The organism is Pseudomonas koreensis, from assembly GCF_012986595.1.
GTDB lineage: Bacteria > Pseudomonadota > Gammaproteobacteria > Pseudomonadales > Pseudomonadaceae > Aquipseudomonas > Aquipseudomonas koreensis.
On the sequence record NZ_JAAQYM010000004.1, the window covers coordinates 607701 to 622371 of the forward strand.

8 protein-coding genes are annotated in these 14671 nt (G+C 58.0%); 6 read left to right on the forward strand and 2 right to left on the reverse strand.

Going from position 1 to position 14671, the window contains the following annotated elements:
* Positions 1 to 8: 8 nt before the first annotated feature.
* The 6 genes from HBN98_RS15750 to HBN98_RS15775 all read left to right on the forward strand — a co-directional run bounded on the left by HBN98_RS15750 (position 9) and on the right by HBN98_RS15775 (position 10111).
* Positions 9 to 2915 (forward strand): type VI secretion system Vgr family protein, encoded by a 2907-nt coding sequence (locus HBN98_RS15750; protein ID WP_083366165.1) that lies wholly within the window; start codon positions 9 to 11, stop codon positions 2913 to 2915.
* Positions 2912 to 7603 carry an RHS repeat-associated core domain-containing protein gene (locus HBN98_RS15755; RefSeq protein ID WP_083366164.1) on the forward strand — a complete coding sequence of 1564 codons (4692 nt, stop codon included), beginning with the start codon at positions 2912 to 2914 and terminating at the stop codon, positions 7601 to 7603. Before HBN98_RS15750 ends, HBN98_RS15755 begins: the two co-directional genes overlap by 4 nt.
* A 3-nt stretch (positions 7604 to 7606) precedes the next feature.
* On the forward strand, positions 7607 to 7948 hold the full coding sequence (locus HBN98_RS15760; protein ID WP_083366163.1) for an immunity protein Imm33 domain-containing protein: 342 nt from the start codon (positions 7607 to 7609) through the stop codon (positions 7946 to 7948).
* A gap of 70 nt (positions 7949 to 8018) precedes the next feature.
* Positions 8019 to 8282, forward strand: coding sequence for a PAAR domain-containing protein (locus HBN98_RS15765; RefSeq protein ID WP_083366162.1), 264 nt, complete (start codon positions 8019 to 8021; stop codon positions 8280 to 8282).
* A gap of 351 nt (positions 8283 to 8633) precedes the next feature.
* Complete coding sequence (locus HBN98_RS15770; RefSeq protein ID WP_444544338.1) at positions 8634 to 9401, forward strand: PQQ-binding-like beta-propeller repeat protein; 768 nt, start codon at positions 8634 to 8636, stop codon at positions 9399 to 9401.
* 197 nt (positions 9402 to 9598) lie between these two features.
* Positions 9599 to 10111 carry an RHS repeat-associated core domain-containing protein gene (locus HBN98_RS15775; RefSeq protein ID WP_229755034.1) on the forward strand — a complete coding sequence of 171 codons (513 nt, stop codon included), beginning with the start codon at positions 9599 to 9601 and terminating at the stop codon, positions 10109 to 10111.
* Between the two features lie 312 nt (positions 10112 to 10423).
* Here HBN98_RS15775 and HBN98_RS15780 read toward each other — a convergent pair whose 3' ends face one another.
* Both HBN98_RS15780 and HBN98_RS15785 read right to left on the reverse strand, forming a co-directional pair.
* Entirely contained in the window at positions 10424 to 14083 is a 3660-nt protein-coding gene (locus tag HBN98_RS15780; RefSeq protein WP_162276283.1) for an autotransporter domain-containing protein, read from the reverse strand.
* Between the two features lie 377 nt (positions 14084 to 14460).
* Positions 14461 to 14649, reverse strand: coding sequence for an antitoxin Xre/MbcA/ParS toxin-binding domain-containing protein (locus tag HBN98_RS15785; protein ID WP_229755035.1), 189 nt, complete (start codon positions 14647 to 14649; stop codon positions 14461 to 14463).
* Positions 14650 to 14671 lie beyond the last annotated feature (22 nt).

Consider the following 14671-nt stretch of genomic DNA (forward strand, 5'->3'; position numbering starts at 1 on the left):
ACAAGGGAATGTTCTCACCGGCCAACCAGGCTCATTTCAATCTGACCATCGATGGCGCGGACAGCGATTTCCAGGTGCTGTCGTTCACCGGTCGGGAAGCCCTCAACACTCCCTTCGAATTCGAGCTGGAACTGGTCAGCGAAAAGGCCTCGATCAACCTCGAAAGCCTGTTGCACAAACTGGCGTTTCTTCAGCTCTCACCGAGCGGCACCGGGATTCACGGGCTGGTCTACAGTATCGCCCAGGGCGAGGCGGGCAAGCGTCTGACCCGCTACAAGATCTCGCTGCGACCACAGCTTGCGTATCTGGCGCACCGTTTCAACCAGCGCATTTTTCAGCAGATGACGGTGCAGCAGATCATCAGTCAGGTGCTGGAAGAGCACGGCATTCTGGCCAGCGATTACCACTTCCAGCTGAGCGCGATCTATCCCGAACGCATCTACTGCACGCAGTACGATGAAAGTGACCTGCATTTCGTGCAGCGCCTTTGCGAGGAGGAGGGGATTCACTACCACTTTCAGCACACCGCCAGCGGCCACAAACTGACCTTCGGCGATGACCAGACGGTGTTCCCGAAACTCGCGCCCGTGGCCTATCAGCAGGACTCCGGGCTGGTCGCCGATCAACCGGTGGTCAAGCGTTTCGGTCTGCGCCTGGCGACCCGTACCAGCCGCACCACTCGTCGTGACTACGACTTCGTCAAACCGAAGATCGAACTCGAAAGCGATGCCAAGAGCAGCGCCCAGCCAGATCTGGAGGATTACGATTACCCGGGGCGTTTCGTCGATCGCGAGCGCGGCAAGCACTTGGCCAATCGCGCACTGGAACGCCATCGCAGCGACTATCGTCTGGCCGAAGGCAACAGCGATCAGCCGATTCTGGTCAGCGGGCATTTCCTCGCCCTGACCGAGCACTCCAACCCGACGTGGAACGATCTGTGGCTGCTGACCGAAATCTTCCACGAAGGCAAGCAGCCGCAAGTGCTGGAAGAGTCGGTGACCAGCGACACCACCGACAACAAGGACGATTTCCACCAGGGCTACCGCAACCGCTTCAACGCGATCCCGTGGGACGTGCCGTACCGGCCGCCGCTCGATCACCCGAAACCGAAAGTCCTCGGCACTCAGAGCGCGGTGGTCTGCGGCCCTGAGGGTGAAGAGATCTACTGCGACCAGTACGGTCGGGTGAAGGTGCAGTTCTTCTGGGATCGTGAAGGCGAGCACGACGACAAGACCAGTTGCTGGATGCGCGTGGCCTCAAACTGGGCAGCGGAAACCTTTGGCGCGATCAACATTCCGCGGGTCGGCATGGAGGTGTTGATCACCTTCCTGGAAGGCGATCCCGATCAGCCGCTGATTACCGGTTGCCTGTACCACGGCGCGAATCTGCCGCCGTACAAGCTGCCGGATTTCAAGACCCTGGCCACGGTCAAGAGCAAGGAATACAAGGGCAGCCGCGCCAACGAACTGCGCATCGACGACACCACCAGCGAGATCAGTATTGCGCTGCGCAGTGATCACGGCGCCAGTGCGATCAACCTCGGCTACCTGACCCATCCGCGCCCGAGCGGCGGGCAGCCGCGTGGCGAAGGTTTCGAGTTGCGCACCGACCGCCATGGCGCGGTGCGTGCCGGCGCCGGTCTGTTGATCACCACCGAGCCGCGCCCGAACGAATCGAAGCACCACAAAGACCTGCCGGAAACCGCCGAGCGCCTCGCCACTGCGAGCGATCAGCAGGACGGTTTCGCCACTCAGGCCAAAGAGCTTCAGGCCCAAGAGGCCGGCGATCAGGACGATGTGGCCAAGGCGTTGCACGCTCAACATCAAGGTGTGCTTGGTAGCGGCCCGGCGAACCTCACCGCCAACGAATTTCCCGAGTTCACCGAACCGCATCTGGTGCTCGCCAGTCCCGCTGGCATCGCCCTGACCACGCCGCGTTCCAGCCACATCGCCACCGGCGAACACCTGGCGTTGAGCAGTACCGGGCACACCAGTTTTTCCATAGGCAAACGCTTGCTGGCTAGTGCCAGCCGTGGCATGCGCCTGTTCGTGCAGAGCATGGGTTGGCGTCTGGTCGCGGCGTCCGGCGACATCGACGTAAAAGCGCTCAAGGACAGCATCAACTTGCTGGCAAAGCTCAACATCACTGCCAACGCCGACCGCATCACCATAACCGCGAAAACCGAACTGGTGATCCAGGGCGGCGGCAGCGCCACGACCTACAACGCCGGCGGCATCACTCACGCCACCAGTGGGCCGTACACGGCGCATGCGGCGAACTTCGCTTACACCGGCGCCAAGAGTCTGGCCGGCGTATTCCCGGAGCCACCGAAACCGGGCAAGGGCAATCTGGAGCTGTTCAACCAGTACGCCGGGCGTCAGGGCATCAAGGAAGGCGACTACGAAGTCATCGACGCCCTTGGTAAAAGCATCAAGGGCAAGCTCGACGCGAAGGGCTTTGCCAGTGTTTCCGGTGCAGCACCGGGGCCGGCCCGTGTCCTCTTTGGCAAGGATCCGGCGGACACGTGGAGCGAAGGCAGCTACATCGGCAAGCCGGAATGGCCGTTGAGTCCGCCGGGTGCCGAAGACGTGCCGAGTCAAGTGCAGGCGATGGTTGCGCAGGTATTGCCGAGCAAGAATTGGGATGTTTTGGAGAAGGGTAAGGACATGGTGCAAACAGGGATGAGTACGATGCAGACCGCGCAAGGCACTATGCAAACGGCGCAGCAGGTGAAAGGCGTGATGCAGGGTGGGGCGGCCGGGTTGCCGAAAATGGCAAACGCGGCGATGCCAAGTGCGTCGGGGATCCTCGGGGCGGCGAGCAAGGCGGGCAAGTTGCCGAGTCTGCCTACGCCGAGCCTGTCGAAACGTTCCCTGAAAACACCGGGATTATCGGTGGGTGAGGTGTTGTCATGACGACTGATGCAGGTGGGGCGAAAAAGCGCGAGCCACAGGTTGCCGTTGTTCCGTTGAACACGTTGGATGTGCAGGACGTGGGACGCGGAGCGGCCAGATTTGACGCTTGGCTTCAATCGATCAGCGGTAATGTGGTGACACTCGATCGTATAAAGAGTGTCGCAGGTGCCTTACCTGTCGTGGGCAACATCATGGCGCTGGTGGACGCACTGGGCGATATCGTTACCCTGACCAAAAGCAAGCAGCGAGAGTTGCTCGATTGGGTAAGCCTGGGCATCAATCTGATCGGTGTATTGCCGGCGCCCCCGACCATGGCTGCGGCGCGCATGAGTATGCGACCGACTCTGTTCCTGGTGCGTCAAGAGCTGCGCAACAGCGCTAAGATGCTGCTCGGTGACTCTATGATTGAGGTGCTGGTTGGGCACTTGAATGCGACCATCGTCGGCACCATCGACGACTTCGTCAAACAGGCGCAAGGCAAGCTGTCCGGCATCCTTGCCGATGCCGGAAAACTGGGCGAAAGCGCAGTCAATGAAATCGCCAAGGGCCTTGAGGCCGTGGTCAACGGCAAGCTGGATGCAAAAGGCGATGCTCGCGCAGCCAGCCAGAAAATTACTGCGGCGGGCAATCAGTTACTCAGCGATCCGAAAGCTGCCATCAGCAACATTTTTGGTGCCGCCTCCAGTGCTTACAAAGCAATTGGCAAAGGGGTCGCCAATAGTGCGGCGAAGAATCTTCTTCCAGATGAAGCAAAAAAGCTGGTTCTGACCCATACAGGAACATTGAGGGCGATGGGGCCGGAGATCAAAACCCAATTGAGCAAGTTGGGTGATCCCGGCACGCGTCACTCAATCGGCTGGTTGCTGCAGATGCTCAGTGGCGCTGTTGTAGCGTGGCGTAAGCGTCGCGGTCATGGTCAGAGCGCAAGCGTTAAACCGAACGCTACCAGCAAGGCTCAACACAAGGCTGGTGAGGGCCGTCTGGAAGCCACCAGTCGTCAGGCGCCGGCGAAAGGCGTGGCCAATCCGGACAAGAACGTCGCCTGTACCGGTACCTGCCACAGCATCAGCTTTTCGTTGGGATCGGAGCTGCTTCGTCACACCGACTTCAGCCTTCCAGGCGCATTCCCGATCGAGTGGTCACGCATCTACAACTCACGTCTGGACGCATATGACGATGGCGTGTTAGGCGCGCGTTGGGTGACCGAGTTCAGCACTCGCTTCGACTGTCGGGGCGATAACTTGATGTTTTTCGGCTCCGATGGCAGAAGCCAGGAGTACCCACAGCCCAAAGTTGGACTGTTTCATTACGATGCCGTGGAAAACGTCACCCTGATAAGGGTGAGTGAAGACCGGTTACTGCGGTGTCAAGGCTTTGAGCGCAAGGAAACCTACGTCCGTCGTGGTCAGCAATACCTGTTGGCCGATGTTGTGCTGCGCAATGGTGCCGGCATCATGCTGCACTATGAACATCGCCACGGTAGTGAATCGATACTGTCAGATCTGATCACTTATCAGGACGATGTCACTCAGGTGCTTTCGCACTTGGGGACAATGATTGATGACCATGGCCGCCTGACCGGGGTATGGGAAATTCACGAAGGTGTGCCTCAGCGTCAACTCTGCGGTTACCAATACGACGCCTCTGGCGACCTGATTCTGGCCCAGGATCAGAATGGCGCTGCATGGTCATACCAGTATCAGCATCATTTGATTACGCGTTACACCGACCGGACGGCCAGGGGCATGAACCTCGAATGGCAAGGTCAGGGTTCGGATGCCAAAGCGATTCGTGAGTGGGCGGACGATGGCAGTTTCGATACGCGTCTGGAATGGGACGAAAACATTCGTTTGACCTACGTGACGGACGCCTACGGTAATGAAACCTGGCACTACTACGACATTCTTGGCTACACGTATCGCATTCGTTATTCGGATGAACGTTCTGAATGGTTCTTCCGCGATAATGCCAAGAATCTGATTCGTCATGTCCACACGGATGGCAGCACCGACCGCTACAGCTACGACGAGCGCGGGAACCTGCTTGAACATATCCGGCCGGATGGCAGCGTAGAGCATTACGCCTTCAACGATCATGATCAACTGATCAAGATCAGCGATGCAGAGGGCGGTCAGTGGCAGCGTGAGTATGACGATCACGGCAATCTGGTCGAGGCGATAGATCCTTTAGGCAACAAGACCGAGTATGCCTATAACAAGGCCGGCCTTCCCACTGCCATCAAGGATGCCAACGGCAATGAGAAGGTTATCGAGTACAACGATGCTGGCCAGTTGGCTAAATATACCGACTGCTCCGGCAAGACCAGCGCGTGGGGATACGACGCTCGTGGTCAACTGATCTGTTTCACCGATGCGGCAGGGCAAAGCACAGAATACGAGTACAAGAACGGTCAGTTGGTGTTGATCATACACCCGGACAAAACTGAAGAGCGCTTTGAACGCGATGCCGAGGGGCGGTTGCTGGCACACGTGGATGCCTTGGGGCAGTGCACGACCTGGAGCTACACGGCGGCGGGATTGGTCAGCGAACGTGTGGATGCCGCCGAGCAGACCTTGCGTTACAACTGGGATCGGTTGGGACGGCTGGTCGCGTTGGAAAACCAGAACGAACGGCGGGCCCACTTTCACTATGACCCACTGGGCCGGTTGTTGGAGGAAACCGGTTTCGATGGTCGGATCACGCATTATCAATACGATCCTGAAACCGGTCGCCTGGCCAGCAAGCTTAATGGCCAACGCGTCATCAAATTCAGCTTCGACTCGATGGGGCGGCTGACGGATCGCCATGCCAGCCTGGGTGGTGAGTCTCAAAGCGAAGCCTATGCCTACGATGGCAATGGTCGTCTGGTCATGGCCAGCAACGCTAACAGTCGTCTGAATTGGTTCCATGACCCGGCAGGCAACCTGATCCGAGAGCATCAGCATTATCTGGATCTCGACAAGCCTTTGGCGGCTGTCTGGCACCATGAATATGATGCTCTCAATCAGCGCATCGCGACCATTCGGCCAGATGGGCACAAGGTCAGTTGGTTGACCTATGGGAGCGGCCATCTTCTGGGGTTGCGCCTGGATGAGCATGACCTGATCGGGTACGAGCGTGACGATCTACATCGTGAAGTGGCACGTCATCAAGGCAACAGATTACTGCAGACACAGAAGTGGGATCCGGCAGGTCGGCTCCAAGAGCAGTTGCTTGGACGCAGCGATGACAAAACGACGCTGCTCAAACGCGAGTACAAGTACGATGCGGTTGGGCAACTGACCGACCTGAATGACACCCGTCGCGGGCCACTGGCTTACCGCTACGACCCGGTCGGTCATCTCATCAGCGCCGTCAGCCGCTTGGGTACGGAAACATTTGCTTTCGATCCGGCCAGCAATCTGCTGGATGATGCGGTCACGCAAATCCGTCGACCGTTGGATCAAGACAAGCCGCGTAGCAAGTTGCTGGATAACCTTTTGCGTGAGTACGCCGGAACCCATTACGAATACGACGACCGGGGCAATCTTATCCAGCGCTGGCAGAACGGCACTTACAGCCGGATGCGCTGGGATCTGTTCGACCGTCTGGTGAACTTCGACGACGCGCGTTTGAGCGTCGACTTCGCATACGATGCCCTGGGTCGGCGCTTGTACAAGGACTCGAACGCTCATTATAAGGAGCGTTCGGAAGCAGGCTCTCAATGGAACCGTAACGAGCGCACGCGTCTACAACAAGAGCTTGGCTGCGGGTTCACGCTGTTTGGCTGGGACGGAGACAATCTGGCGTGGGAAAGCAGCCCGGCACAAGCGGACGGAAGTTCGGGGCGCACGGTTCATTACATCTTTGAGCCCGGTACCTTCATACCGGTAGCCCAAGCTCTTTCACACAATCCGATTCAATTGCCGAGCCTGCCAGACTATGGCGGTGAATACAGTCTCGACGATGATCCCCTTTGGAATTTCAAGCCGACACTGCAACTATTCGATGCCTTGGCCTGGTATCAGTGCGATCATCTTGGCACGCCACAAGAGCTGACCGACCAGAATGGCGAGATTGTATGGAGTGCGCATTACAAGGCTTGGGGTGAGGCTCGCGAAAAGCGTTCTGCGTGGGCGCAGCAGCAGGGATTGACCAACCCGATCCGGTTTCAGGGGCAATATCACGACCTGGAAACAGGACTGCACTACAACCGCCATCGCTATTATGATCCTGGAGTTGGTCGATTCATCAGCAAAGATCCGGTGGGGTATGCGGGTGGCTTGAACACCTATGCGTATGCACCGAACCCGACAGGCTGGGTCGACCCGTTGGGCTTGACGAACACCAACGACGGCAAAGGGAAATCCGTCCCCCTGAGCAACTTGGGGGTGCCTGACAATACCCAGTTCGACCCCAAGCCTGGTATCACCAAACCCTATGCCCGTGACTCGGCCTGTGGGCCCACGACCGCTCAGACCGCTTCCGTACAGGGTGTCCCGTGCGTTGTATGTGGAACGGTTGCGCCTAAAATGGTGGCGGATCACAAAGATGCGTTGGTGGTGGAGTACTATCGGACAGGCAGTAACGACAAGACGCAGCAGACCTCGCTGGGGGCTGTGCAATCGCATTGCCCCGTCTGCTCCAGAAAGCAGGGTGGCCATGCTTCATTCTTCTCAAAATGTATGAAAACCAAGCTGGGAATCTGATCAATGCAAAAGGCTGAGCCCGTTTATCCCGACGATTTACAGAAGAAGGTCTGTGAGCAGTACGGACTGCCTGTGCTCCCTCCAGAAGAGATGGTGGCCGTGGCCATTGGATCGCTTGGTAAGTCACCGATCTACGGCACCAGGGTTCAATTGCCGGAAGGCGGGAACGTCAGCTGGTTCATTCACTGCGGCGACTACTCGGCAACTGATGACTTTTATCAAGCTGTTCACATTCAGCACTTGAGCGAAATGCTGCCGCAGGTTGTGAACTATCTCTGCCTGCCCACGGGCGCGAAGTTCATCATCGATACCGAAGGGTATGAAGACGTCTGGATGGCTGAGTAAAAAGTGAGGGCTGCTCGCGGGTCAACAGATCGAAGCGGGCAGCTAACCCTCGGGTCAAAGGAGTGACAACATGAAAGACGCAATTCGCTTGGGCGACTCCACCACACACGGTGGCAAGGTACTCGAAGCATTCTCCCGAACCGACCTTAACGGTAAGCCGATTGCCGGGGTCGGTCACAAGGTGAGTTGCCCGTTGTGCAAGGGGACTTTTCCGATTGCAGAGGGCAGTAGCACCTACACCGTCGATGGCGTGCCCATCGCGCTCGATGGCATGAAAACGGCCTGTGGTGCTGCGCTGATTGCCAGCGGCCCGAAAGGGGCGGTTGTCAGCTGAATCCATATTTTGTGAATTGCCCCTTGGACTGCAGGTGTGTTCGCATTTTCTAGCTCTACTTCTGGGCAACTGGTGGGATATCCAGTCCCATGACGGAACAACCCGCTGTGCGCCATTGATTTCTAATTCCGAAACGATATTGGAAACCTATGCATAGTCTCCTTCTTGGAAACGGTATAAATCGCGTAGCACTGCAGCGAGGCTGGAACGAAATACTACGAGAGCTGGCGACAACTTTTGGTGGCATAGACTTGGTGCCACATATCGAATCCAAACCCCTGTCCATGTTTGTCGAGGAACTGTGTGCTCGCTCCTCAATGCAGTTCGCCGACTCAACCTTACTCTGTAGGAATGCCCGCCATTGGTACGGAGCCTCTGAGTGAAAAACGCATGTGGGGACTGACGCCGATTGACCAGTTGATATGCCGTATCGACTTTCGCAAGGCACGATACGAGGGTGAATTCACACCTCCAAGTAATCGCCTGACGATTCAGTACCCAAGCTGGTTGGGTGGCATGAATTGGGGTTCGATCTCCGTCGCGGAAAACCTCGGCTACATGATCGTGAACGACACCCGTGTTGCCATCTGGAATCGTATGATTCCCCGCAAAGCCTATGACGAAGCGGGTGTCAAAAGGGGTGGTCATGAGGGTAATGCACCACAGGCAGGCACGCCTTGGGGTATCGAGATGGGACGATTCCTGTCCCCGTTGGGGATTCCCTGCCAAGAGCCACCGTACGGAACCATCAGCGCTATCGACCTGGCAACACGCAAGGTCGCATGGTCGATGCCGCTTGGAACGACGGAGGACACTGGCCCACTGGGTATAGCAACCCACCTGCCTATGCCTATTGGCATGACGACGCGGGGAGGGCCGATAACCACATCAACTGGCTTGGTATTTATCGCAGCGTCGCAGGACTTCTACATACGGGCGTCTGACGTGCGTACAGGCGACGAACTGTGGAAAGGACGCCTCCCTGTGGGAGCTGAAGCAACGCCGATGACCTACATTTCGCCAAAAACCGGCAGGCAATTCATGGTCATCAGCGCGGGCGGAAACTCCGCGACGACGAAGAAGGGAGACTACGTAGTGGCGTACGCGCTACCTCAGTGACGGGCTGAACTTGGGTGACGGGTACTGGAGGCTTACGGTACCGGATCACCCATCCAGGTATGCGTCTTTTCAATCCGGGCTGTACCTCAGCCCAGCGGCTCGGAGCCCACAGTTCTGAGTGATGGTATGGGGCGCGCAGTACAAGGTGTGGGGGCAAGCAATTGAACAACCGCTCATCCTTGGCCCAGCCACAAGGGTTGAATAACCCAATCCGCTTCCAAGGCCAGTATCAAGATCATGAGACTGGGCTGCATTACAACCGCCATCGGTACTACGATCCTAGTGTCGCTCGTTTCGTGTCTCGCGATCCAATCGGATACGCCGGCGGTATCAACCTCTATCAGTATGCTATCAGCCCGACCCAGTGGGTCGATCCGAATGGATTATGCAGTAGCACGCTCAATCGGGAGTTGGGTGGCAAAGCCCATGACAAAATGCAGGCACATCATCTCATAAGTCGTGCCCACAGTACCCCTATACACGGCTGCCATAGGTACTATGGAGGAGCCAGCAGCGACTCAGGCCAGCCCCAACCAATAGTGGTCAATCCATCGCCATTACTGCCGGCGACAAGACTTTATGGCCCCGATGCGGCCTGCCTGCGAATCGATGAGCGTGTTAACGCTCGTACAACATTTGCAATCAAAGAACGCGCAACCGATTCAGTTGATTTCTCCACTAGGTATCGAAAAGGTAATCTCAGTCGGTAGACTGAGGCCCATAGATATGCACGAGAGCGCCGAGTGCCACGGTGCTTGTCAAAATGGCCATGAATAGGGGCGGTTGAGCCGATTGTGGCCCTTCTACCAAGGCGTAAACCAGAACGCCTATCACCACTGTCAACGCAACTGCAATTTTGCCCATGTCCGATTTCCTGAAGGGAGCGACTTATTGAGGTTGTATCGCCACTACGTGTCAGAGCGTAATTGAGCCATATGACGGTTTTACGTTTTTTAATATGGTCAAGCAATTTTGGTCGGGGTACCTCGGCCGTGTCTTGAGCGACATAACTTCTCCTTTTTTTAAAATTGGGTACCTAGCCTGAGCATCAGTGCATGGGATCTTGAGTCGTCACCCAACCCAAAAGAGCCTTGATAGCTCACGCCTGTCGTCAACCCTCCGGGCAGGGCAACGTCAGCCCCCAGCGCGACGGTCATCAAGTTTTCGCTTTGCCCGTGAGTGGACACGCCATAGGTGGAGTCACTAATGTCTGCGTACCCCATGCGTGCCGTGCTGTCACCGCTGAAGGTGTGGCTGTATTCGAGGCGGCCACGCAGGGTCAGCTCGGTCGGTTTCAGCGAAAAGCTATATTGTCCGCGCAGGCCACCCGTTCCGGACAATACGTTCATGCGTTGTGCCGCGTATGCCAGGTCGAACGCGCCGCTGCCGGATTCCTGAAATCCATCGAGCTTTGTCGATGACACGTCGACACGGCCATAGGGGGCAACACGCCAGGTGTCTTCCCTGAATTCATAACCCGAGCTGAGCGAGCCGAAGAACTGGTCGCCGTCACGCGAGCCCTTGGCATATCCGCCGTTATCGGTCACATAGCGGCGGCTGTCGAACGACAGGTTGCTGTACCCTAGCAAACCGTCGATAAACACTCGGCCCGGGTGGAAGCTGCCGTAGAGGGCGCCGCTGAAGGAATCACCTTTGCTGTGGCTGCCTTCGGAACCGATATCGCTGGAGTCCCGGCCATACCCGAAACCGATGCCGGCGGTGAAGGCATCGAAGAAGCGATAGTCGACGCCTGCACTCATGCCGACCATGGTGCTGTCGAGCTTCACATCATCACGGCGGGTATCGCTGACGTTGACGTAGCCACCGCTCCAAAACGACAGGTTCTCATCTCCCAGCAATCCGTTATTTGAGCCGGGCGCTGCGGACAATTGCGGTGAAGCCGAACGGTCGCTGCCACTGAGTGACGACAGCGCCTGGTACATCTCCGAGGCGCTGGTATTACCGGTGCGTGACTGGCGCGATTGCGGCAAGCCGAGTTGCAAGTTGAAGCTGCTGCCGCGACGGTTCTCTGTGTCGTGCAGTTGTTCGAGGCGGTCGTTGAAGTTGTCGATTTGCGCGCGGGCAAAACGTGCGGCACTTTGCGCCTGGGCGCCGAGCATGCCGATCACTTCCTGGTCTTTGCTCGGGTCGGAGCGTCCGGCCACTTGCAGCGTCAGGGTAATGGGTTGCGATGTACCCCAACGGTTGCTCAGGGTGTAGCGGATGATCGCTGCGCCTGAAGCTTGTGCGGCAGCCACAAATGTCAGATTTGTCCCGCTGAGCGTCGTCTGTCCCATGGCTTTGGAAGGCGTGTCCAACAATGCCGCGCTGGTGAAGGGCCCGCTGCTGATGCCATCGGCCAAGTTCACGGTGACCGCCTGCCCGGCGTACAAGGATGCACTGCGGTCGGCGCCGCTTGGCAACGTGGCGCCGATGCTCAGGTTATAGGCGACATTGAGCGTCACGCCGAAGGCGTCCGTAATTTGCACTGCGATTGTCGCCGAGCCTGCCTCCGAAGGTGTACCGGAAATCGTCCCGGAGGAGGCGTCAATGTTCAGGCCCGACGGCAGGCCGTTGGCGCTGAAGCGATAGGGGCTGCTGCCACCGCTCACGCTCAATGCTTGTGAATAGCGTGCACCGACTGTTGCCGCTGGCAACGAACCGGCGGCAGGGGAAACGATCAGGGCAGGGGCTGAAATCGTCAGATTGACCGTCGCTGCCGGCGAGGTGCCTGAGGCATTACTGGCGGTGTAGGTGAAACTGTCCGTCCCGGAGAACCCGGCGACTGGCGTGTAGGTAATCGTCAGACCTCTGGCCACCGCACTGCCGTGCAATGGCGCCGTGACAACCGCTACCGTCGTGGCTGTTTCGCCCGCCAGTGACAGCGCAACGTTGCCGCTGCTGTTGGCGGCGATGGTGGCAGAAATCGGGTTGGCCACAGGCACTGGCCCACCCGCAATGTTCAGCGTGTAATTGGCGTTGCCGACGGCACCATGCCGATCCGTCACGCTGACAGAGAGGTTGTAGCTGCCAGGACTGGCGGGCGTACCACTCAGAACGCCGCTGGCTGCATCGAGGGTCAGCCCGGCGGGAACTCCGGAGCTTGTATAGCTATAAGGCGCCGAGCCCCCAGTTGAGCTGAATGCTTGACTGTAGGCCGTTCCAGCCTGACCGGCAGGCAACGCACCGGCAGCCGGGGTCAACACCAGTGTCGGCGCTGTCACCGTGAGCGTGGCCGTCGCGGGGGAGGAGGTGCCTGACAGATTGCTGGCGGTGTAGGTGAAGCTGTCTGGGCCTGAGTAACCTGTCACGGGGGTGTAGGTGATCGTGGTACCACTGGCAACCGCAGAACCGTGGAGCGGGGCAGAAGCGACAGCAACCGAACTGGCAACACCGCCGGACAGCGCGAGGTTCACTGGCGTACTGGCATTGGCGGCAACCGTTGCAGAAACAGCACCAGTGACGGGCAGTGCGCCGGCGACGATGCTGACCGAATAGCCGGTGCTACCCGTTGCGCCATGGCTGTCGGTGGCCGTAATCGTGAAGTTGAAACTGCCGACACTGGTGGGTGTACCGCTCAACATGCCGGTGGCCGCATCAAGATTCAAACCGGTCGGGACTGCCCCTGAACTTGCGTAGCTGTAAGGCGCCGTTCCGCCCGCAGTGCTGAGCGATTGGCTGTAGGCCGTGCCGATCTGGCCAGCCGGCAAGTAGCCTGGGGTCAACGCCAGTGTTGGCGGTGTTACGGTGATGGACACGGTGGCTGCCGAAGAGCTGCCCGCCGTATTGCTCGCCGTATAAGTGAAGCTGTCCGTTCCTGAATAACCTGCAGCCGGCGTATAGGTGATGGACGTGCCGCTAGCGGTGGCAACCCCATGTGAAGGGCCGGATGCAACGGCGACTGACGTTGCAGTACCGCCTGAGAGGGCCAATGTGATCGGATTTCCGGAACTGTTGGCAGCCACGGTCGCGGAAACATTGCTCGCATCCGGCGCAGTGAGGGCCCGAGTGACCGTGATGGTGTACAGGTGCGTGGTGCTGCCGTCCTGGGCAGTACCCAATACGCTGATCGTGTTCGACCCCGTGTTCAGGCTGATCGCTGGCGATGTAGCGCCGGAGCCCACGCTCATTCCGTTGACCGTGATCGTGGCGTTACTGTCGGAGGCCGTCGGCGTGAAGGTGATTGACGATACGTTGCTCGCGACTGCGACATTATAGGTACTGGTGCCCGATGAAAATGATGGCGACAAAGTACCGGCTGAAGGAATCAGGTTAGACAGGGTGGCATCACTGGAAACCGCCGCACCACAGTTGATAGTCACCGTGCTCAGGTAGGTGCCGACCTTGGTGCTGATGAACAGCCCGTTGGTCAGATCTGCAGCCGAAGCACTGCCCGCATGGCTACCTGCACTGCCGGTGTTGCTGCGGTAGTCGAAGTAGGGCGAGAAGGTGGTCGGGTTGCGCAGGATCACGTTATCGGCGGACGACGGATTGCTGTTGCCGACGTTGCCGCCGTTGTCACTGAACGTGACCGAGACACTCTCGCCGGCGGAGAAGGAACCAGCAGGAAAGGAGCGGGAAAAGGTACCCGAACCGCTCAAACCGTTAAGCGTCGTGCAACTGGCAGACAGAGCGTAGGCCGTTGAAGAGTCGAACAGCAAGCTGCAGATGGCGAATGCCATAAACACAAAAAACCTGGAAACACTGGATGAAACATACCGACCTTTCAGTGACGTCGTTTCGCAGACAAGCTTTTGTGTTGAGAACATGCAGAGAAACCTGATTCAGAGGCGGAGTGCGGTTTAGCCGAGCGCGCGCAATGCTGCCCATTCTGGCGACTCGTACGATATCGACTGTGCAGAATAAGTCTTTAAGGTGTAGCTAGAGGTGACTTGCGTGAACGTCGCTTGGCGTTGGGTGGGCCTTGAGCGAGATAGTGGCAATATGGCATTGCCTGCGCGGAATCGCAATCTTCTAGAAGGCGTCTATAGCCGGTGTTGATGGGTATGGAAAAGCCGAAAGCATGACGGGGGCGACGGGGGCATTTGTGGAAATCCTATCAACAGGCGAACCCATGATTGAGTCTTTCGAGCTCTGCCTTCACGAGTTCGTAGCCCGTTTCATCCTGAGCGACCTGCAGCCGTGAGCCTTTTGCGACCCCGGTTCGCGGCTGACTGAGCCAGAGATCGGCTTTCGCTTTGTTGCCAAACACCGACTCGGCTTGGCGATGAATCAGTTCAACGGCCATTGAGTCTTGACCGTGGAATTGC